26 protein-coding genes are annotated in these 21,080 nt (G+C 41.6%); 22 read left to right on the top strand and 4 right to left on the bottom strand.

From position 1 onward, the window contains the following. Positions 1–33: 33 nt before the first annotated feature. Positions 34–708, top strand: coding sequence for a phosphatase PAP2 family protein (locus Q0192_RS00220; RefSeq protein WP_299284292.1), 675 nt, complete (start codon positions 34–36; stop codon positions 706–708). Here the strand turns inward: Q0192_RS00220 and Q0192_RS00215 are convergent. Then, the gene (locus Q0192_RS00215) at positions 700–906 is read right to left on the bottom strand and encodes a DUF433 domain-containing protein (protein ID WP_299284289.1); all 207 of its coding nucleotides are present in this window, start codon (positions 904–906) and stop codon (positions 700–702) included. The two genes, Q0192_RS00220 and Q0192_RS00215, sit on opposite strands and share 9 nt — an antisense overlap. A 128-nt stretch (positions 907–1,034) precedes the next feature. Continuing rightward, positions 1,035–2,735: a M3 family oligoendopeptidase gene (locus Q0192_RS00210; RefSeq protein ID WP_299284286.1), complete on the bottom strand. Its 1,701-nt coding sequence runs from the start codon at positions 2,733–2,735 to the stop codon at positions 1,035–1,037. A 137-nt stretch (positions 2,736–2,872) separates the two neighbouring features. Between Q0192_RS00210 and Q0192_RS00205 the strand changes: the two genes are divergently transcribed. Further along, the gene (locus Q0192_RS00205) at positions 2,873–3,295 is read left to right on the top strand and encodes an MbcA/ParS/Xre antitoxin family protein (RefSeq protein WP_299284283.1); all 423 of its coding nucleotides are present in this window, start codon (positions 2,873–2,875) and stop codon (positions 3,293–3,295) included. 4 nt (positions 3,296–3,299) lie between these two features. Then, positions 3,300–3,752 carry an RES family NAD+ phosphorylase gene (locus Q0192_RS00200; RefSeq protein ID WP_299284280.1) on the top strand — a complete coding sequence of 151 codons (453 nt, stop codon included), beginning with the start codon at positions 3,300–3,302 and terminating at the stop codon, positions 3,750–3,752. 53 nt (positions 3,753–3,805) lie between these two features. Here the strand turns inward: Q0192_RS00200 and Q0192_RS00195 are convergent, their stop codons facing one another. Together Q0192_RS00195 and yihA are read right to left on the bottom strand one after the other, a co-directional pair. Continuing rightward, on the bottom strand, positions 3,806–4,660 hold the full coding sequence (locus tag Q0192_RS00195) for a UbiA-like polyprenyltransferase (protein ID WP_299284278.1): 855 nt from the start codon (positions 4,658–4,660) through the stop codon (positions 3,806–3,808). A 12-nt stretch (positions 4,661–4,672) separates the two neighbouring features. Beyond that, positions 4,673–5,308 carry a ribosome biogenesis GTP-binding protein YihA/YsxC gene (gene yihA, locus Q0192_RS00190; protein WP_299284276.1) on the bottom strand — a complete coding sequence of 212 codons (636 nt, stop codon included), beginning with the start codon at positions 5,306–5,308 and terminating at the stop codon, positions 4,673–4,675. Positions 5,309–5,375: 67 nt separating this feature from the next. Here yihA and Q0192_RS00185 point away from each other — a divergent pair, with 67 nt between their 5' ends. From Q0192_RS00185 to Q0192_RS00095, 19 genes are all read left to right on the top strand, one after another. Continuing rightward, complete coding sequence (locus tag Q0192_RS00185; RefSeq protein ID WP_299284273.1) at positions 5,376–5,861, top strand: VOC family protein; 486 nt, start codon at positions 5,376–5,378, stop codon at positions 5,859–5,861. A gap of 48 nt (positions 5,862–5,909) precedes the next feature. Continuing rightward, positions 5,910–6,638 (top strand): bifunctional demethylmenaquinone methyltransferase/2-methoxy-6-polyprenyl-1,4-benzoquinol methylase UbiE, encoded by a 729-nt coding sequence (gene ubiE / locus Q0192_RS00180; protein WP_299284270.1) that lies wholly within the window; start codon positions 5,910–5,912, stop codon positions 6,636–6,638. Then, on the top strand, positions 6,635–7,381 hold the full coding sequence (locus Q0192_RS00175; RefSeq protein WP_299284267.1) for an outer membrane beta-barrel protein: 747 nt from the start codon (positions 6,635–6,637) through the stop codon (positions 7,379–7,381). Before ubiE ends, Q0192_RS00175 begins: the two co-directional genes overlap by 4 nt. Positions 7,382–7,445: 64 nt before the next feature. Next, positions 7,446–8,204, top strand: coding sequence for an SDR family NAD(P)-dependent oxidoreductase (locus tag Q0192_RS00170; RefSeq protein ID WP_299284264.1), 759 nt, complete (start codon positions 7,446–7,448; stop codon positions 8,202–8,204). Positions 8,205–8,316: 112 nt separating this feature from the next. Further along, complete coding sequence (locus Q0192_RS00165; protein ID WP_299284261.1) at positions 8,317–8,763, top strand: GatB/YqeY domain-containing protein; 447 nt, start codon at positions 8,317–8,319, stop codon at positions 8,761–8,763. Positions 8,764–8,894: 131 nt separating this feature from the next. Beyond that, positions 8,895–9,656 (top strand): alpha/beta hydrolase, encoded by a 762-nt coding sequence (locus Q0192_RS00160; RefSeq protein WP_299284258.1) that lies wholly within the window; start codon positions 8,895–8,897, stop codon positions 9,654–9,656. A gap of 1 nt (position 9,657) precedes the next feature. Continuing rightward, positions 9,658–10,320, top strand: coding sequence for a CBS domain-containing protein (locus Q0192_RS00155; RefSeq protein ID WP_299284255.1), 663 nt, complete (start codon positions 9,658–9,660; stop codon positions 10,318–10,320). 8 nt (positions 10,321–10,328) lie between these two features. Next, positions 10,329–11,210 carry an NAD kinase gene (locus Q0192_RS00150; protein ID WP_299284253.1) on the top strand — a complete coding sequence of 294 codons (882 nt, stop codon included), beginning with the start codon at positions 10,329–10,331 and terminating at the stop codon, positions 11,208–11,210. Between the two features lie 11 nt (positions 11,211–11,221). Further along, the gene (locus tag Q0192_RS00145; protein ID WP_299284250.1) at positions 11,222–12,013 is read left to right on the top strand and encodes a DUF6089 family protein; all 792 of its coding nucleotides are present in this window, start codon (positions 11,222–11,224) and stop codon (positions 12,011–12,013) included. Positions 12,014–12,364: 351 nt separating this feature from the next. Next, entirely contained in the window at positions 12,365–13,105 is a 741-nt protein-coding gene (locus Q0192_RS00140; protein ID WP_299284247.1) for an isoprenyl transferase, read from the top strand. A gap of 61 nt (positions 13,106–13,166) precedes the next feature. After that, the gene (bamA, locus tag Q0192_RS00135; RefSeq protein WP_299284243.1) at positions 13,167–15,722 is read left to right on the top strand and encodes an outer membrane protein assembly factor BamA; all 2,556 of its coding nucleotides are present in this window, start codon (positions 13,167–13,169) and stop codon (positions 15,720–15,722) included. Positions 15,723–15,818: 96 nt separating this feature from the next. Continuing rightward, positions 15,819–16,349, top strand: a complete 531-nt coding sequence (locus tag Q0192_RS00130; RefSeq protein ID WP_299284240.1) for an OmpH family outer membrane protein — start codon at positions 15,819–15,821, stop codon at positions 16,347–16,349. 51 nt (positions 16,350–16,400) lie between these two features. Then, entirely contained in the window at positions 16,401–16,913 is a 513-nt protein-coding gene (locus Q0192_RS00125) for an OmpH family outer membrane protein (RefSeq protein ID WP_299284237.1), read from the top strand. 71 nt (positions 16,914–16,984) lie between these two features. Beyond that, positions 16,985–17,791 carry a glutamate racemase gene (gene murI, locus Q0192_RS00120; protein WP_299284234.1) on the top strand — a complete coding sequence of 269 codons (807 nt, stop codon included), beginning with the start codon at positions 16,985–16,987 and terminating at the stop codon, positions 17,789–17,791. A 76-nt stretch (positions 17,792–17,867) separates the two neighbouring features. Beyond that, positions 17,868–18,938 (top strand): NADH-quinone oxidoreductase subunit NuoH, encoded by a 1,071-nt coding sequence (gene nuoH, locus Q0192_RS00115; protein ID WP_299284231.1) that lies wholly within the window; start codon positions 17,868–17,870, stop codon positions 18,936–18,938. Between the two features lie 83 nt (positions 18,939–19,021). Further along, positions 19,022–19,597, top strand: a complete 576-nt coding sequence (locus tag Q0192_RS00110; protein WP_299284228.1) for a 4Fe-4S binding protein — start codon at positions 19,022–19,024, stop codon at positions 19,595–19,597. Between the two features lie 13 nt (positions 19,598–19,610). Next, complete coding sequence (locus Q0192_RS00105; RefSeq protein ID WP_299284225.1) at positions 19,611–20,150, top strand: NADH-quinone oxidoreductase subunit J; 540 nt, start codon at positions 19,611–19,613, stop codon at positions 20,148–20,150. Then, positions 20,143–20,448: an NADH-quinone oxidoreductase subunit NuoK gene (gene nuoK / locus Q0192_RS00100; protein WP_299284221.1), complete on the top strand. Its 306-nt coding sequence runs from the start codon at positions 20,143–20,145 to the stop codon at positions 20,446–20,448. Before Q0192_RS00105 ends, nuoK begins: the two co-directional genes overlap by 8 nt. A 4-nt stretch (positions 20,449–20,452) precedes the next feature. After that, positions 20,453–21,080, top strand: a 628-nt coding sequence (locus Q0192_RS00095) for a proton-conducting transporter membrane subunit (protein ID WP_299284218.1), incomplete at its 3' end; no start/stop codon positions are given.

The raw sequence follows: 21,080 nt of genomic DNA, 5'->3' as shown, positions 1-21,080 counted from the left end.
ACAATAAAAGTTTGAAAGCTTTAAATTGAACGAATGAAAGTTAAGTTATCCGAATTTTTGCATAAAATCAGTTCGCTTTTGTATCCATATATGGTTTTGCTGGCGTTTTGTGTTTTGTTGATGCTGGTTTTTAGCAAAGAAGAAATTTATTTTGCCATCAACCATATCCATACTGCTTTTGCCGATGTTTTTTTTGAAAACCTCACTAATTTGGGCGATAGTTTGGGCTGTACCATCATCGCCATCATCGTTTTTTTGATTAATTTTAGAAAAGGGTTTTTGCTGGCGACAAGTTATATCATCAGCTTTATCATTTCTCAAACCATCAAACATTTGGTAAAAGCGCCACGACCGCACTTGTTTTTTGCCAAAAAACTAAGCGGGATTTATTTGGTAAAAGGCGTAACAATACTGGATACCAACAGCTTTCCGTCTGGCCATTCGGTTTCTGCCTTTACTGCCGCTTTGGTTTTAACTTATGTGGCCAAAAAGAAATGGTGGGGGTCGTTCATGCTCATTTTTGCCGTTTTAATTGCCTACTCGCGCATGTATTTGAGCGAACATTTTTTGATTGACGTAACCGCCGGTTCTGCTTTGGGAATTGTAGTTACTTCAATTTGGCTCTTTTGGATTGACCGACATCCATTCCTGCAATCGCCCAAGTGGGACAGGGGGATTTTTGGAAGCAGCAAAAGCCAATCAGCCTAAGTTATTTAACTGTTGCTCTGCCGTTTCCAGTACATCCAAAACTTGTTGCAGTTTAACTTTCGGATAATCTTCCAAAAAAGTTTCGGTGTTGCGGCCGGCTTTCAAATAGTTAAAAAAGATAGAAACGCTGGTAGCCGTTCCGGTAAAAACAAGTTCGCCGTTTTGGGTTTCGATGGATGCTGATGCTGTTGAAGCCATAATTTTTTGGGTTGAGGGTTTGTTTTTCGTATAAAAATATCCAAGGCAATACTGAAAAAACACCGATAAAAACAGTATTGGTTAAGAAAACTGACATACTGTTTTTACCGGGTAAAAATTGGTGATTGTTAAATTTTGTCCATTTCTGCTTTTACAAAAGCGGCCAGTTCTTTTACGTATTCGGCACTAAAATCAAATTTGATGCCGGCCGTTTCGTAAATTTCTTTGATGGTTTTGGTGTAGCCTAACTTCAATGCATCCAAATATTGCTGCAAACCTTTTTCGGGGTTTTCTTTGTAATTTTTCCAAACCGCAATTGCGCCCAATTGCGCCATGCCATATTCAATATAATAAAAAGGCACTTCAAAAATATGCAACTGCTTTTGCCACAGGTTTTGTTCGGCTTCGCGGTGTTCGCTCCAATCTACAAAACCGGCTCCAAACTGCTCGTAAATTTGCGTCCAGGCTTCGGTTCTTTGTTCCGAAGTATGATCCGGATTGGTATAAATCCAATGCTGAAACTGATCAACCACGGCAACCCAGGGAAGCGTTTTTAAAACATCAAAAAGCTGGTCGCGTTTGGCGCGTTTCAAATCTTCTTCGTTTTCAAAATAAACATTCCAGTTATCCATGGAAATCAGTTCCATTGACATCGAAGCCAACTCAGCCACTTCACTTGGGCAATGTTTAAAATCGTTCAGCTCTAAATCGGCAGTTAAAAAAGTATGGATTGCGTGTCCGCCTTCATGCACCATTGTGGTTAGATCACGAAAAGTTCCCGCCGAATTCATAAAGATAAAAGGTGCACCGGTTTCGGCCAACGGATAATTGTAACCGCCCGGTGCTTTGCCTTTTCGGCTTTCCACATCAAACAAACCGTATTCGCGCATCGTGTTCAGCTTTTCGCCCAAATCTGGGTTGATGTTGTTTAAACAACGGATGGATTTTCCGATCAGTTCTTCGCCGCTGTAAAAAGGTTTTAAAGCTGGTTTTCCTGAAATATCAACTTCCGTGTCCCATGGTTTTAACGTTTCCAAACCCAAAGCTGCTTTGCGTTTTTCGGCCTGTTCGTGCAAAATCGGGACAATTTCAGTTTCAATCGCTTCGTGGAATTTGTAGCAATCGTGCGGCGTATAATCAAACCGGCCTAAAGCTTGGAACATATAATCACGAAAGTTCTCGAAGCCGGCATTTAAAGCAACCTGATGACGTACTGTTTTTAGGTGGTTAAAAAGAGTATCCAATTGATCTTTGTCCTGCAAACGGCGGAACGTGATTTTCTCCCAAACCTGCTGGCGTTTCTCACGGTTCAGGTCTTTTAAAAAGACAGCGGCTTGCTCCAGCGTATATTCTTTTTCGTCAATAAAAACCGACATCCCGCCGGTGATAGATTGATATTTTTGCTGTTCAACCTGCAATTCGGTTTGCAGCGGGATGTTTTCTTCGCGGAACAATTCCAACGATTTCTTAATCCCGCGCAGCAAAATGAAATACTTTTCTTCGTTCAATTGATCTTTAAAAGGAGAATCCATCAGCTTTTTGTTCAAATCGTTGTTTAACGGCGCAATTTTCGGTTCGATTTCGGTTGCAAAATATTGGAAACTTTGCAGTAGTTCTTCGTTGGTGGTATCGCAAGTCATGCGGATGTAGCGCCAGGCAAAATCTTCTTCCAACGCCGCTTCCAGTTCGCTCCGGTCGCGCAGCCATTGTTCCAGATCTTCAACCGAATGGATGGCACGATTTTGCAGTTCGATAAAAATCGGTTCCAGGTTTTCCCACTTAATCTCTAAGTTTTCGGGGATATATTTCTTTTCTTTTTTGAGGATCATATTCAGGCAGAATTAAGCTGCAAAATTAGCAAATACAATTTATCAGAATTATAGGCGGTAAAAGAAGTATCAAGAATTTTGAAAAACAAAAAAGGGAAAGTTACTTTTTGCAAAAGGGAAAATTACTAAATTTGAATATGGGAACATTTGAAGAACCAATGCTGAGTTATATTCCTTCCAAAATTGACCCGGCTGCTACTTTAGGTTTGATTCAAAGTAATAAAGCTAATTACCAACATTTTAAAGCGATAAAAGACATTACTTCTTTTACCGATGAAAAAATTGCAGGTTGGCTTGATATCAGCGTAAAAACTTATCGTACCTATACCAAACCCGGTGCGCAGATTAAGGATAGTATTAAGGAACACGCGCTAATCATATTATCTCTAATTAGGCACGGAGCCGAAGTTTTTGGCAGTATTAAAAACTTTTTGCAATGGCTGGAAGGAGACAACTTTTACTTTGATAAAAAGGCGCCAATCACTTTTATGAATACGGGAAGTGGGATGAAATTTATTGATGACCGGCTTACAGGAATGGAATATGGAGACAATGCCTAAATAGATGGAAGTTTTTAGGATTGTAAAAGAAGCATTTTCCAAAAGATTAACCGCTTCCGGTGCCGCAAACCGATGGAACAATCCCGACGAATTTGTGGTTTATACCGGAAGTTCGCGCTCGCTTTCTACGTTGGAATTGGTTGTTCATCGAAATAATATTGCTCCGGCTTTTGCTTACCGAATGCTGATTATTTCTGTTGCGGATGAAGAAAAACTTTTTACTGCTGTTCTACAAAATAATTTGCCGGAGAATTGGAGAAGCGTCAGTGCATATTCAAAATTGCAGCAAATCGGCAGTGATTGGTACAAAAGCAGGCAATCGCTGGTTTTAAAGGTTCCTTCTGCTGTTATTTCTCAGGAATACAATTATTTGATCAGCACCAAACACCCTGATTTTTTGGAGAAAGTAAGTTTGGTGAGGACAGAGAATTATTTTTGGGACGAGCGGTTGGTTTAATTTTGACAATGAAAAATAGGTGGTAAAAGAAGCATTTTGTTTTTGTAAAAAGATCATCGAATCCATAACCTGTCTATTAAAAAAAATACAGCAAAAACAACGCTGGCAATGCCGTTAGTCGTCATAAAAGCAAAGTTGACCCGGCTCAAATCGTGTGGTTTTACCAAACTGTGCTGATAGATTAGCATCGAACAAAAAACCAATAAACCGACATAATAAGGCCAGCCAACCGGTGTCAAAAAGATTGGCTGGATTACAAATATGGCCGATAAAACATGCAAAAAAGTAGAAAGGTTGAGCGCGTTGACTTTACCTAAACGGGCTGGAATAGAATGCAGCTTTTCTTCGCGGTCGAAATCTTCGTCCTGTAAGGCGTAGATAATATCAAAACCACTAACCCAACACAAAACTGACGCTGAAAACAAAATTGGTAATATTGCAAATGCTCCGGTAACCACTAAATAAGCACCAATCGGAGCGAGGCCCAAACCCAAACCCAACACCAAATGGCATAAAAAAGTAAAACGTTTTGTGGCACTATAACCCAAAATTACGAGCAAGGCAACTGGCGATAAATAAAAACAAAGCGGGTTGATAAACCAAGTCGTCAGCATAAAAAGCAGGCAATTGGCAATGGTAAAAGTTAAAGCTGCTTTTGCCGAAATTCGGCCAGCCGGAATATCGCGTGCTTTGGTCCGCGGGTTTTTGGCATCAATATCCCGGTCTAAATAACGGTTAAAAGCCATCGCCGCGCTTCGGGCAAAAACCATACACAGCAGCATTAACGCTAATTTTAAAGCTGAGAAAACATGGTTAGTGGTAGTAACTGCCAGAAAAAAGCCAATAAAGGCAAAAGGCATGGCAAAAATAGTATGCGAAAAAGTAACGAGGGAAAAATATTTTTTCATTTGAAAGGGAAACTAATCTTGATCCGGCTGGTAAATTGAAACGTCTTTTACATCAAACTTTTGGTTGATCTCGCCAATAAAATTTAAAATTTCGTCTCGGCCGGTTTGCAATTCGGCAGAAGTAATAAAATGTTGCGGCACTTCTTCAAACAAGGTCAACATCGCACGCCGAAATTTGTCCACGTTTTGATCCGTTTTTACTTTACCCTGTTTATCGGCTTTGGTAAAAGCGATGACGAAAGGAATGCCGCGTTCGCCCAGCGCAGCGCAAAACTCCAAATCAATTTTTTGAGGTTCCAACCGGCTGTCAATCAATACAAAAACGCATTGCAGGTTTTCCCGTTTTTCCAAGTAATTGCGGATGTACTTGTTCCATTCTTCCTTTTTGCTTTTCGAAATCCGCGCGTAACCGTAACCTGGCAAATCAACCAGATACCAATTCTCATTAATTAAAAAATGATTAATTAATTGCGTTTTGCCAGGCGTTTGCGAAGTTTTGGCCAAACCTTTTTTGCCCGTCAGCATATTAATCAAAGAAGATTTGCCGACGTTGGAACGGCCGATAAAAGCATATTCTGGTTTTACAGGCGGCGGCAGTTTGGACATTTGCGTGTTGCTGCAAATAAATTCGGCAGATTTGACAATCATAAAACAAAGATAAAGGTTTTGTGGCTTAAAATTTGATGTTTAAACATATATTTAAAAGATTAAACTCATGGAATATCAAATCCCGGCCCAAACACGCATTGGGCATATACATTTAAAAGTAAGCAATTTGCAGCGTTCGTTAGATTTTTACTCTGGATTGCTTGGTTTTGAACTAATGACTATGTATGGCGACCAGGCTGCTTTTGTTTCTGCTGGCGGTTATCATCACCACATTGGTTTAAATACGTGGCATAGTAAAAATTCGCCTCCGGCACCGGAAAGGGCGCCGGGATTGTACCACACGGCAATTTTGTATCCGGAAAGAAAAGACCTGGCAACGATTTTAAAACGTTTGGTTGATGCCAAATATCCGCTTACCGGGCTTTCTGACCACGGTGTTTCGGAAGCTATTTACCTGGACGATCCCGACAAAAACGGCGTGGAACTATACTGGGACCGGCCGCGGGAATTGTGGCCAAGGGACGAAAACGGAGACGTTAAGGTGTTTACTGAACGGCTTGATGTGGAAGGTTTGCTTTCACTTGCCGTTTAACCGATGCTTCTTTTAGCACCTATTTTTTTGCATCTTTGAAACATCAGCATGAACAAAACGATTACGCCTTACCAAAACCAGGCCACCAAGAAAGAACAAGTGGCGGATATGTTCAACAATATTTCCAAGACTTACGATTTCCTGAACCATTTTTTATCTGTTGGGATTGATATTATCTGGCGGAAAATTGCGATCAACGAACTGAAAAAAGACCAACCGCAACTGATTTTGGATGTAGCAACCGGAACCGGAGATTTTGCTTTTGAAGCCATCAAAATCCTCAACCCAAAAAAAATAATTGGTGTGGATATTTCGCAAGGCATGCTCAACATCGCCCAAAAAAAGATCGGTAAAAGAAGCATGGCTGATAAGTTCGAAGTGCGTTTGGGCGATTCGGAAAAGTTGTTGTTTGATACAGATACTTTCGATGCCGTTACCGTTGCTTACGGCGTTCGTAATTTTGAGAATTTGGAAGCCGGGCTGGCCGATATGTTCCGCGTGTTAAAACCAAACGGAAAAGCGGTTATTTTAGAGTTTTCCAAACCGAGAATCTTCCCGGTTAAACATTTGTACAATTTTTACTTCAATTATATCACGCCTTTTATCGGCAAAGTTTTTTCTAAAGATGCCCGCGCTTACAGTTACCTGCCCGAATCTGTTGCCGCGTTTCCGGATGGCGAACGTTTTACCGGCCTGATGCAGAAAGTAGGTTTCAAAAATACCAAACAACGGCCACTGGCGTTTGGGATTTGTTCTGTTTACACCGGCGTTAAATGAAGATTAAGTACATACTGTTTTTAGGCATGTTTTTTTTGGCTTCCCCTATTTTTGCACAGCGCGTGGTGCAGGCCTGGGCAGGCGGTGCAGACCAAAACGCTTTTTCTTTCGGCTACACTTTTCAGTACGTCAACTCTTCCTACAAAATTTTAAAAAAGCCGGATTGGCGCACGCCGTATTACGACCAGGGAACGAACCGCAACGTAACCGACTCTTTAAACAGCATTACTTCGCCTGGCACAGCCGGTTTTGCCCTGGGTTTTTTGGCACGGTATAGCATAACGGATAATTTTGAAGTACGCCTAACGCCAACTTTGGTTTTTGCTGATCGAACAATGAGCTATCAATACCGGACACAGGATTTGGCGCCCGACAAAAACCAGGTGGTTTCGACAACGCAAGCTGAGTTTCCGCTCGAACTCAAACTGAAATCCAACCGTTTGGGCAACTTTCGGGCTTACGTTTTAGGCGGCGTAAAATATGCTTACGGCATTGGCAATCAAAGTAAAACTAATGAAGCAGATTTGGCCCCACTGGAAAGAAAGCTTAAAAACGTGCCCAACTTTTCTTCTTATGTCGCCGGTTTTGGTTGCGATATTTACCTGGAATATTTCAAACTTTCGCCCGAAATCAAACTGTCCAACTCATTTGGCAGCGTTTTATATCCCGAAAACCATCCTTACGCCAGCCCGCTCGAAAAACTATACCTGCATACTATTGTGTTTAGTTTGATCTTTGAATAAAAATTAAAAAACACAATTTCGGCTCAAAAGCATTTATTTGTGCTTTGGTTAATACTTCTTTTATATGAATAAAATTGCATTGATAACGGGCGCCAGTTCTGGCATTGGCGAAGCTTGTGCACACGTTTTTGCCCGCGAAGGTTTTAATTTGATCCTGACCGGCCGCCGTGCAGAAAAGCTGGAAAAACTGGCCAACGCTTTAAATGTGCAATACAATACGGAAGTTGCCGTGGCCAATTTCGACATCCGCAACAAAGCTTCGGTTATCCAAAATTTAGAGCAATTGCCCGAAGCCTGGAAAAAAGTTGATGTGCTGATCAACAACGCTGGTTTGAGCAAAGGTTTGGAACCGATCAATGCCGGCGATACGAACGATTGGGATTTGATGATTGACACCAATATCAAAGGTTTGCTGTACACCAGCAAAATTGTTTCCAACTGGATGATTGCAAATGGCCGCGGGCATATTGTAAATTTAGGTTCAATTGCCGGAAAAGAAGTTTATCCCAACGGCAATGTTTATTGCGCTACCAAACATGCAGTTGATGCACTGAATAAAGGGATGCGGCTGGATTTGGTGCAACATGGCATTAAAGTTTCGGCCATTAATCCCGGTGCCGTGGAAACCGAATTTTCCAACGTCCGGTTTAATGGCGATGCTGAAAGGGCAAAAAAAGTTTACCAAGGTTTTACGCCGCTGGCTGCGATGGATATTGCCGAAACCATTTACTTTATCGTTTCGCGCCCGGCACACGTCAACATCAACGATTTGACCATTATGCCAACCGCGCAGGCAAATGCGGTTACGATTGTGAGGAAGTAGGGGAACGGAGAGAAAAGAGCGGGGAGCGGGAAAAGAGAACGAGCGGGGAGCGGGTGATTTGGAGCAATCAAATAAAACACATCAACACTAAAAAAATACCGATAAAAGAAGCATGTTAATAGAAACCATAGACCAGGATATAAAAAAAGCTATGCTGGCAAAAGAGGAGGCCAGGCTGCGCGGCTTGCGGGCCATTAAATCGGCTTTGTTGCTGGCCAGAACAGAAAAAGGCGCATCCGAAAATATCTCCGAAGAAACCGAACTGAAAGTGTTGCAAAAGCTGATTAAGCAGCGCAAAGAATCCGCAGAAATTTACCAGTCGCAAAACCGCGACGATTTGTACCGGATCGAAAAAGAAGAAATGCAGGTGATCGAAGTGTATTTGCCGCAGCAAATGGGGCGGGAAGAAATTGCGGCCTATTTGCAGGAGGTGATCAAAAAAACAGGCGCAACTTCGGTAAAAGATATGGGCAAGATCATGGGCACTGCCAACAAAGAACTGGCCGGAAAGGCCGATGGCAAAACAATTTCTGAAATTGTGAAGCAGCTGTTGCAATAATATAATTAGAGTTACTGGTAGAAAGCCATTTTAAAAAAGCTAATTTTATAGCCGTTACAACAGGTTTTATACGGTTAGCCTTTTTTGGTTTTTATTTTTTCCGATAACAGCATTATTTTCAAAACACGTTTATGGACTTTGTGGTAAAAGAAGAAAAAGGTTTTAAATATATAGAAGAAGGCAAAGGTAATGTTCTGTTGTTGCTGCACGGTTTGATGGGTGAGTTAAGTAATTGGGAACATGTGATTAAAGAATTTAGTAAAGGTTACCGCGTAATCATTCCGATGCTGCCTATTTATGAATTGCCTTTGTTAACCCTGGGTGTAAAAACACTTTCTAAATTCGTCCATAAGTTTGTGAAGTTTAAAGAGCTGGAAAATTTTTGTGTTTTGGGAAATTCTTTGGGAGGGCATGTGGCGCTTATTTATGCCATGTCTCATCCTGAAAGGCTAAAAGGTATGGTGCTGGCCGGAAGTTCTGGTTTGTACGAAAATGCTTTTGGTGGTTCTTTTCCTAAAAGAGAGAGTTACGCGTTTATTAAAGAAAGGGTAGAGCATACTTTTTATGACCCAAAAACAGCAAGCAAAGAGCTGGTAGATGAAGTTTATGCAACCGTGAACGACCGGCATAAAATCATCCGTTTGTTGGCGATGGCAAAATCAGCGATCCGGCATAACATGGCAAAAGATTTACATAAGATTAAAATTCCAGTTGCTTTAATTTGGGGCAAAAGTGATAAAATTACGCCGCCGGAAGTTGCGGTAGAATTTAGCCACTTGCTACCCAATGCCGAACTTACCTGGGTTGACCATTGCGGGCATGTGCCAATGATGGAGCAGCCGCAGGAATTTAACCGGTTGTTAAAAGATTTTTTGAAAAAAATTAAAGTTTAATATGGTTGCTGCCGAACTGATTTCTGATATCATCCCGCCGGTTAAACTTACCGATACGGTTGAAAAAGTAAATTTACTGCTGGAAGAATTCAGGGTAAGCGAACTGCCGGTTGTGGATGGCGATTTGTTTTTAGGGCTGATTGCCGAAGATGATTTGATCGAAATTACCGATGAAGAACGTACCGTTAATACGTTATCCATCCTAAAAGCACAAACTTTTGTGCGCGAAAACCAGCATGTTTATGATGTTGTCCGGATGTTCAGCGCACAGCAATTAAGCATTTTGCCAGTGCTCGATCAAAAAAGCAATTATCTCGGCCTTATCAATATCCATGCTTTAAACCGTTATTTTGCCAGCCTTACTGCAGCCAACGAGCCGGGCGCCATCATTGTTTTGGAGATGAACAACCGCGACAATTCACTGGCACAAATGGCACAGATTGTAGAATCGGACAAAGCACAGATATTGAGTTCGTACACCCGCTCTTTTGCTGATTCTACCCGTTTGGAAGTTACTTTAAAAATCAATAAAAAAGACATTTCTGCTATCCAGGCCAGTTTTATCCGCTACGATTACACCATAAAAGCAGTATTTAACCAGGCCCAGGTTGATGACGATTCTATGAACCGCTACGAATTACTGATGAATTTCATCAACCTATAATTTTAAAAATGAAGATTGCAGTTTACGGCAAACCTTTCAACCAATCGGTACTTCCGTTTATCAAACAGGTTTTTGATTGCCTGGAAAAATATGGCTCGGAAGTTTTTGTACATGTTGATCTGTATTATTTTATAGCAGAGCAACCGGATTTTTCAAAAAACTACGCCCACTTTAGCAGTTACGAAGACATCAATGGCCTAGTAGATGTCATGCTGACACTAGGCGGAGACGGAACGATATTAGGAACGGTAGACCTCATCCGGGATTCAAAAATCCCGGTTATCGGTATCAATTTTGGCCGCTTGGGGTTTTTGGCCAGCGTCAACAAAAACGATATTGAAGAAGCCATTAAAGCTTTGGTTAACAAGCAGTTTACGCTAGACGAAAGGGTGCTGTTAGAGTTAGAATCAAACCCACCGGTTTTTAAAAACATCAATATTGCCTTAAACGATATTACCATCCACAAGCGCGACAATGCGGCCATGATCACCATTCATGCTTTTTTAAACGATGAGTTTCTGAATTCTTACTGGGGCGATGGCATTATTGTTTCTACGCCAACGGGTTCTACGGCTTATTCTTTAAGCTGCGGCGGCCCAATCGTTTTTCCGCAATCCGGCAATTTCGTGATCACGCCTATTTCTCCGCATAACCTAAATGTACGCCCCATCATAATATCTGATGACCACACGCTTACTTTTAAAGTAGAAACCCGAAGCACAAACTACTTGGTTTCCTGCGATTCTAAAACAGAGACCATTGATAGTCCGAGCGTTTTTACCATCCGAAAAGCGGGTTATGGTTTTAATCTCGTCCGCTTAAATAATGAAAGTTATTTATCCACGTTAAGGAACAAATTAATGTGGGGACTGGATGCCCGCAATTACTGAATTTGATACGGATGCGTAAACTTTATGGTTTGCTTCTTTTACTGCTGCTTTCTTCGGCCTGTTTTGCCCAAACCTGGGAACCGGGGATTTTTGCAGGTTCATCTGGCTACATGGGTGATTTTAACGAGGTGAACCCTTTTAAATTTACCGATTTTTCGGCCGGTGTTTTTGTAAAACGAAACTTTAACGGTTATTTTTCTGCCAAACTCGGTTATACTTATGGTAAAATCCGCGGTGCCGACAGCTTGTCGTCCAACCCACAACTGCGCAACCGCAACCTCAGCTTTTTTTCGCCGATAAACGAAGTATCGCTCACCGGCGAGCTTAACTTTTTTAATTACTATTCGGGCATTAGCCTTAAAAGATGGACACCATATATTTTTGGCGGTGTGGCCTTGGTAAACTATAACCCGAAAGCCGTTTACAAAGGCGATACGTACGTGCTTCGGCCATTAAAAACAGAAGGCCAGCAAAAAGAATATCCGTACAATGCTTTAAGTGTTCCTTACGGCGTTGGTGTAAAAGTTAATTTTTCGGGAAGCTGGAATTTGGGTATCGAGCTGGGCTACCGCACGGCTTTTACCAACTATCTGGATGATGTGAGCAGTTATTATCCCGATAAAGCAGGTTTGGTTAATGTTGATTCAAGGGTTTTAACAGACCGCTCCGGAGAAAAAACCGGCGTTTACATCGGTTCGCCCGGTTCGCAACGCGGAAATTTTCGGCGGGACACTTATATGATTACCGGGCTTACGCTTTCGTACACTTTTTTAAGTCAAAAATGTCCGGTTGTGTCGCCATAATTTTTATATGGTAAAAGAAGCATTGGCCAAATTTAAAATTGTTGGGCAAAAAGTAGTTGAGGCAATAATATTTAGTTGCAGCGCAATAATTTTTATATGGTAAAAGAAGCATCGGTCAAATTCAAATTGTTGAGGCAATAATGTTTAGTTGCAGCGCAATGATTTTATATGGTAAAAGAAGCATCGGACAAATTCAATTTCGGTTTCAAAATGATAATCGTCCCGGACACCATAATTTAAAGATTAATTTTACCTTTGCAGCCTGAATTTTTTATCAAAAAAAACAGTTTGGCAAACTTCAACCTGAACATAAAAAATTGGCCTGCAATATTAAATGCACGAAACTGATCAATGGATTTCAGAGCACAAATAGATAAAGCAAAATTGCCCAAACACGTGGCCATTATTATGGACGGCAACGGGCGATGGGCAAAAGGCAAAGGCAAATTGCGCGTATTTGGCCACCACAACGGTGTTTTGGCGGTGCGCGATGTGGTAGAAGGCGCGGGCGAACTGGGCATTGCTTATTTAACTTTATATACTTTTTCTTCGGAAAACTGGAACCGGCCGAAATACGAGGTTACCGCCATTATGGAACTGCTAATCTCCACCATCAACAAAGAAATCAAGAAACTGATGGAAAACAATGTGCGTTTAAATGCCATCGGCGATCTGGACATGCTGCCCGGAAAGTGCCACCAGGAACTGCAAAATGCAATTGATAAAACTTCTGCCAATACTGGTTTGGTTTTAACATTGGCCCTAAGTTATAGTTCGAGAAGGGAAATTGTGGGCGCTGCCCGCAAACTGGCCGAAAAGGTGGAAAAAGGCGAACTGAAAGCAGCAGACATCAGTGAAGAACTGTTTGCAAAAGAACTCCATACATCGGAAATGCCTGACCCGGAACTGCTGATCAGGACGAGCGGCGAATACCGGATCAGCAACTATTTGTTATGGCAAATTGCTTATGCCGAACTTTATTTCACAGCCAAGTTATGGCCCGACTACCGCAAAGAAGATTTGTTTGAAGCCGTTTTAGATTACCAAACCCGCGAACGTCGTTTTGGCAAGACAAGCGAGCAAGTGAACTAAATTTTAATGTTTAACACTTTTTAACAACTGTTTAAATTACTTTAGCCTCCAAATCCTACGAATGAACAGGTACTTTTTAGCTATAATTTTTTGTGCAATATCCTCTGTTGCTTTGGCACAGGCAGGCCGACAGCAAACGGCTACACCAATTTTGCCTGCTGATAGCCTGAGTTATCTTAACCCGAAAGAATTGACCGTTGGTACAGTTACCGTTACCGGATCGCAGTACCTGGACAAAGATGTGTTGATCAAAATCTCCCAACTTAACAAAGGCGATAAAATAACCGTTCCGGGTGATGCAACCTCTAATGTGATTAAAAACCTGTGGTTGCAAGGATTGTTTGACGATGTGAAATTATTATATACGTTGCGCAACGATACCATCAATTTTGAGATCAATGTAAAAGAACGTCCGCGGCTGTCTAAACTGAATATAAAAGGTTTGCGCAAAGGCGAGGTGGAAGACATACAGAAAAAACTGAAAGACAAAACGGGTAAAATTGTAAACGAAAACCTGATTAATACAACTACGGCGATCATCAAAAAGCATTTTGCCGAAAAAGGCTACCTCAACGCAACAGTTGACATTAAACAACGCAAGGACAATGGCGAAGCAAACAGCCTCATCCTGGATGCTTTTGTAGATAAAAAGACTAAAGTTAAGGTAAACAGTATTGTTTTTACAGGAAACAGTGCTTTTAAAGATGCCAAGCTAAAAAAGTACCTCAAAAAAACCAGAGAGAAAAAAGGGTATAATGTTTTTGGTTCCAAAAAGTTTTTGCGGGACAAATACGAAGAAGACAAGCAAACCCTGGTTGCCAAAATGCAGGCCAACGGCTATCGCGATGCCGAGGTTTTAAGCGATTCGGTTTGGAAACACGACGACAAAACGGTAAACATCAAAATCAAAGTTTACGAAGGCCCGAAGTATTATTTTGGTGATATCGTATGGTCAGGAAATGCCAAGTATCCAAGCAAGATTTTAAACACACTTTTAAGGATTAAAAAAGGTGATGTTTTTAGCGAAGAGGAACTGAACAAGCGCTTAAGCGGTTCGCCAAACGGTGATGATATTTCTTCGCTTTATTTGAACGACGGTTATCTGACTTATCAAACTGACCCCGTTCAAAAACGTATCCACAACGATACCGTTGATGTGGACTTGCGTGTTTACGAAGGCCCGCAATATACGATCAACAATGTGGTAATCAAAGGGAACGAAGTAACCAACGATAAGGTAATCCGCAGGGAAATCCGCACCAAACCTGGCCAAAAATTCTCAAAAGAAGCCATTATAAGAAGTACACAAGCCATTACGCAGTTAGGTAATTTCGATGAGCAAAAGATTGACCCAAGGCCAACCAACATCAACCCGAACGATGGGACAGTGGATATTTTGTACAATGTGGTAGAAAAACCTTCTGATCAGATCGAGCTTTCCGGTGGTTTTGGCGGTGGCAGTATTGTCGGAACGTTGGGTTTAACATTCAACAACTTTTCGTTGCGCAATATTTTTAACTTAAAAGCTTACAAACCATTGCCAAAAGGCGATGGCGAGAAGTTAAGTTTGCGTGGCCAGGCAAACGGCAAAAACTACCAGAATTTTTCTTTTACTTATTCTGAGCCTTGGTTTGGCGGTAAAAAGCCGGTTAACTTTGGTATAACAGCTTACACACAGTTGCAATCAAACGGTTCTAATGTGATTGGTTTTCAACGTAAAAAAGGTGATGTAGGTTATTATGGCATTACCATCAATGGTATTTCGGCAACAATTGGCAAGCAGTTAAAATGGCCCGATGATTATTTTAACTTAAGCCATACGCTGAGCTTTGACCATTATAACTTAACCGAATATCCGGGTTATCTGTTTTCTAACGGAAAATCTATCAACATTAAATTGACCGAAACATTCAGCCGTTATTCGTTAGATGCACCGATATATCCGACCTCTGGTTCTAACATCAGGTTAACCGCTCAATTTACACCACCATATTCTTTGTTTAACAATGTTAATTATGCCATTGCAACACCCGAAGAACGTTATCATTTTGTAGAGTATTACAAAGCCAAGTTCGAGGCGCAGTGGTTCCAGAAGGTTTATGGCAAGCTGGTTTTGAAAGCCCAGACACAATTTGGTTTTTTAAGCTCTTACAATAAAGTAGTCGGGCAATCGCCTTTCGAGCGTTTTAAACTGGGTGGCGATGGTATGCAAAGCTTCCAGTTTTTGCAAGGGTCTGAAATTATCGGTTTGCGGGGATATGAAAACTTTGATATTGTGCCATTAGGTTCTAATGTTAATATTGCCAGTAATTCCGGAAGCCCGATTTTTGATAAATTTCAGTTAGAATTGCGTCATCCGGTTATTGCAAGCCAGTCGGCAACTATATTTTTGTTAGCATTTACCGAAGGCGGAAATACCTGGAACTCGTTTAATGACTTTGCACCTTTTAACGTGAGGCGTTCGGCCGGCGTTGGCGCACGGATATTCCTGCCGATATTTGGTTTGCTGGGTTTGGATTATGGTTATGGTTTCGATGCAATCCCTGGTTTGCCATCGGCCAACAAAGGCCATTTCCACTTTTCCATTGCACAAAGTTTAAGTGGAAGTTTTAACTAAGCATTGTCAGCTAATTGTTTTTAATTCAACCCTGAACACTAAATCAAATTGGTTTCCGTAAGATTTCAAAATCATAATTTTACGTAGTTTTGCAGTATGAAGAAATTATTTTTAACATTATTGATCCCTGTGCTTGCCGTAACAGCCGCGTTTGCACAGCGTTTTGCTTATGTTGATTCTGAATATATTTTGAAGCACGTGCCCGAATACGCGTCTTCGCAAAAGCAGTTGGCTGCAATTTCAGATCAGTGGCAAAAAGAAACCGATGCCCGTTTTCAGGAAATTGACCGGATGTACAAAGCTTACCAGGCCGACCAGGTGCTGATGACGGCAGATATGAAGAAACGCCGCGAGAACGAAATTATTGACAAAGAAAAAGCAGCAAAAGATTTTCAACGCCAAAAATTCGGGCCAGACGGCGAACTGGCGCAACGCAGTACAGCATTGGTCAAACCAATCCAAGACCGAATTGCAAAAGCCGTTCAAGCTATTGCCGAAAGTGAAAACTTGGATATGATTTTTGATAAAAACAGCGAAGTGATAATGCTTTACGCAAATCCGCGTTATGATAAAAGTGCTGCCGTAATTACCCGTTTGGGTTTAAAACCAGGCGTATTTGCCCAATAACAAAAAACACCTTATAAAAACAGTATATAAAAATCACCCTCAATAACAAAAATGAAAAAACTATTTAAAGTTGCTTTAGTTGCCGGCTGTTTATTTTTTGCAGGAAATGTTGCCCAGGCACAATCTAAAATTGGCCACATTGCATTCAATCAATTAATTGATCAAATGCCTGACACTAAAAATGTGCAAAAACAAATTCAAGACTACCAAAAAACTTTTGTTGATCAATTAACAGCTTTGAACAATGAGTTACAGGCGAATGCGCAAGGTTATGATGCTAAAAAAGCAACCATGACGGATGCTGCACGTACCGCTAAAGAAGCCGAACTGCAAGATCAGAACAAACGTTTGCAGGATTTTCAGGCAAAAGCACAACAACAAGTTAGCGACAAAACGCAGCAATTATCAAAACCATTATTGGATAAAGCTCGTGCTGCTGTACAAGCTGTAGCCAAAGAAAAAGGTTATGCTTATGTTCTTGATACAACTAATCAAGACTTGATCGTTTCCCCGGAAGCTGACAATATGATGGCTGCCGTGAAAGCAAGATTAGGTTTAAAGTAACATACTTCTTTTATCCACTAAAAAGCGGTGTCTTTAGCTAAATAAGACACCGCTTTTTTTATTTTAGCCGGATGCCAGCAAATCAGCCCATCGGTGTTTTTGATTCGGGAATTGGCGGATTGACCGTTGCCAACGCCATCAATAAATTGATGCCAAAAGAAGCATTGGTTTATTTTGGCGATACCGCGCACTTGCCTTACGGCGATAAATCGCCGGAAGCCATCAAATATTACTCTCTAAAAATCGCCAAGTTTTTAATGGACGAAGGTTGCAAAGCTATTGTGATTGCCTGCAACACCGCATCTTCTTTGGCTTACCAGGATTTGAAACTGTTTTTGGGGAACCAAATCCCAATTTACAGCGTAATTGATCCGGTGGTGGATTTTATGACCGCCGCTAATCATTTTCAAAATATCGGTGTGATTGCTACGCGTGCAACCATCAAATCCAATATCTACGCGCAAAAACTTCAACAGAAAAAGCCGGAATTAAACGTGCATTCCCTCGCCACACCTTTGCTGGTGCCGATGATTGAAGAAGGTTTTTTTAACGATCAGATCAGCAACACGCTCATCCACACTTATCTTTCCGACCCTGTTTTGCAGGGAATTGACAGTTTGATTTTAGGTTGCACGCATTATCCATTAATCCGAAACGAGATTGCAGCTTATTATCATCCCAAAATAACCATCGTTGATAATACTGAAATTGTTGCCCGTCATCTCCGGCAAGAACTGCAGCAAATGGATTTGTTAAACGACGAAGAACCAGCACCGCACCGTTTTTACGTTTCTGATTATACCGATTCTTTTGAAAAAAGCACGCAGTTGTTTTTCGGTCAGCAAATCGGGTTAAACCTTCGTCAAATTTGGGATTAAGATTACACGCTCAAATCCTTTGCTTCCCGCAATCGTTCTAAATAAGTAAGTTTGTAGGCTTAGTAAATTATTTGTTTTGAACCATTACCTCCTCAACATTTTGGTTGCCCTGGCGCTGTTTACTTTTGTGGCGCTGTTTACCACGTTTGGCGTTTATGCTGAGCGCAAAGTTTCCGCGTTTATACAAGACCGGTTGGGGCCGATGGAAACCGGAAAATATGGTTCGTTACAGGTTTTTGCGGATATGCTAAAGATGCTGCAAAAAGAACTGATCACGCCGTTGGCTGCTGATAAAATCCTTTTTGCTTTAGCTCCGATCATCATTTTTGTTGCCGTTTATTTAGGTTTTGCCGCTTTGCCTTGGGCACCGGGTTTAATTCCGGCCAGTATCAATGTTGGGATTTTTTATATTCTGGCCGTACTTTCCATCGAAACCGTTGGTATTTTAATGGCTGGATGGGGATCGAACAACAAATATGCTTTGCTTGGGGCCATGCGTTCAGTGGCACAAATTGTTTCTTATGAAATCCCGGCTGGTTTTGCCATTATTTCTGTCATCATGATTTCGCAAAGTTTGGATTTACAGGAGATTTCCAAACAGCAAGGCATCCTTTCCGCAGAAAACGTAAAGTTTTTAGGATTTATACCGGTAAAAGAAGTAGGCGGAATTTTGGCTTGGAACATTTTTCGCGCACCGCATTTGATCGTTGCTTTTGTGATTTACTTTATCGCTTCCTTGGCCGAAAGCAACCGTGCGCCGTTTGATATCCCGGAAGCAGAATCGGAATTGGTTGCCGGTTTTCATACCGAATACACCGGAATACGTTTTGCACTGGTTTTTCTGGCCGAATATTCAATGATGTTTTTGGTATCAATGGTTGGCGTCATCCTGTTTCTCGGTGCCTGGAATACGCCTTTGCCAAACATTGGAGCCGTAAAACTGGCCGATTGGACAACCGGAAATATCTGGGGAATTGGCTGGATTTTTCTGAAATCATTACTTTTAATTGGTTTGCAAATGTGGGTTCGTTGGACGTTGCCGCGTTTCCGGGTTGACCAGTTGATGGATTTATGCTGGAAAGTTTTAACGCCGCTTGCATTTTTGTGTATGTTGATTTCAGGAATTTGGCGGTTGTGGTTAATGTAGGGACGTTGTAGGTGTAGAGACGTTGCAGGCGTAGAGACGTTGCATGCAACGTCTCTACGCAAATCAAAAATTAAAAAATCAAAATGTTCAACAATATCATCAACGGAATTAAATCAGCAGGAAAAGGTTTCAACCTTACCCTGAAACATTTTTTGGCTGCTAAAAACAGCAGGGAAGTGGTTGGCATTCAATCAGATAATTATTTTAAACAGCAGGAGGGGAATGTTACCATCCAATATCCGCACCAAAAATTGCCCATTCCGGAAGTTGGCCGTTACCAGCTTTTTGTGGAAATGGACGATTGTATTGTCTGCGATTTGTGCGCCAAAATTTGTCCGGTTAATTGTATCGAAATCGAATCCATCAAATCAACGGAAGCCATCGGCCAAACTTCCGACGGCACAACCAAACGTTTGTACGCCGCTAAGTTCGACATCAACATGGCCAAATGCCTGTACTGCGGTTTGTGCACCACAGTTTGCCCAACGGAATGTATCACGATGACCAATCAATACGATAAAAGCGTGCAGGATTTGGATTTGCTGACTTACCGTTTTTCGCCGATGAGCGAAGCCGAAGCAGAAGAAAAACGCTTGGCTTTAGAAAAGCAGCAGGCCGAAAAGTTGGCCGCCAAACAAGCGGCCGCACAAAAAAAATAGGGGTAAAAGAAGCATGGAGCAAGGCATATTTATTTTTTTGGGTTTAACAACGGTTGCTTCGGCCTGGTTTGTGGCAGCAAGCCAAAACCTGGTACGCTCGGTTTTTATGTTTTTTGTAACGCTTTTTGCCGTTGCCGGCCTGTACGTTTTTGCCCTGGCGGATTTTGTGGCCGTAACCCAAATTGTGATTTATGTGGGTGGCGTTTTGGTGCTGATGCTGTTCACGTTTATGCTGTCAAGCAAAGAAACGCTGGAAAAGTTGGAGGAGAGTCGGCATCCGGTTTTTACTTTGAAACAGTTTCCGGCATTGCTGGTGGCAGCAGCGTTTTTGATTGTATTGGTGAATGCTATTTTCAAACTCAAACCCGATCAATTGGGATGGATTTTGCAGGCAACTAATAATACTTTTCGTCCCCAAGATAACACCGTTACCAACATCGGCACCAATTTAATGACTACTTTTTTGCTGCCTTTTGAAGCCATTTCCATTTTGCTGATGATGGCGCTGATTGGTGCCGCACATTTGGCCAGAAAGGAGCGCTCTTTTGATTAACCTGCAAACTTTTATGCTGATTGGCGCGTGTTTATTTGCCGCCGGTTTGTACATGGTTTTGACCAAAAGTAACGCGATCCAGGTTTTGATTGGGATTGAATTTATCATCAATGCAGGCGTAATCAACCTGGTTGCTTTCGGGAAATACGACCGCTACCACAACAGCGGACAAATTTTTGCTTTGTTTGCCATCGTTCTCGCCGCTGCTGCAACTGCGGTTGCATTGGCCATTATTTTGAACGTTTACCGTCGGTTCAAAACCATTGATCCCGGTAAAATTGACGAATTAAAAGATTAGATATTTGGAACAGATCAACACTTTACAAAATCATACGCTCGAAATCCAGCTTGCGTTAATTGCCGTGCTGTTGCCTTTTGCTGCTTTTACCACCAATTTTTTAGTGCTAAAAACAGCATCGGGCAAAGCAGAAGGCTGGCTGGCCACCGTTTGTGTTTTGCTGAGTTTGATTAGCTCGGCTGTTCTCTTTTCAAAAATTTGGAACCAGGAACCTTTGCACCAACAGGTTTTATGGTTTCAAATCGGCACCGTAAAAATCTTTGCCGGTTTACTGCTCAATAACCTTTCGGTGTTGATGCTGGTTTTAGTCTCTGGAATCGCTCTGGCCGTACATTTTTATTCTTTGGCTTATATGGCAGGCGACCAAAAGTTCCGCCGCTATTTCCGTTACCTCAGCTTTTTTTGCTTCGCAATGCTGGCTTTGGTGGTGGTTGATAACTTGTTGTTGATGTACGCTTTCTGGGAATTGGTCGGCTTTGCTTCCTATCTGCTCATCGGTTTTTGGTTTACGCGAGAAAAAGCAGTTCAGGCCAATAAAAAAGCTTTTATCATGAACCGGATTGGTGATATTGGCTTGCTCATCGGCATCATGATCCTGTTTGCAAACTTCCAAACGTTCGATCTGCTTACAC

This window comes from uncultured Mucilaginibacter sp. (assembly GCF_937859865.1).
Taxonomy (GTDB): domain Bacteria; phylum Bacteroidota; class Bacteroidia; order Sphingobacteriales; family Sphingobacteriaceae; genus Mucilaginibacter_A.
The sequence above is the reverse complement of the archived record's forward strand: the minus strand, read 5'-3'. Positions and strand labels throughout refer to the sequence as shown.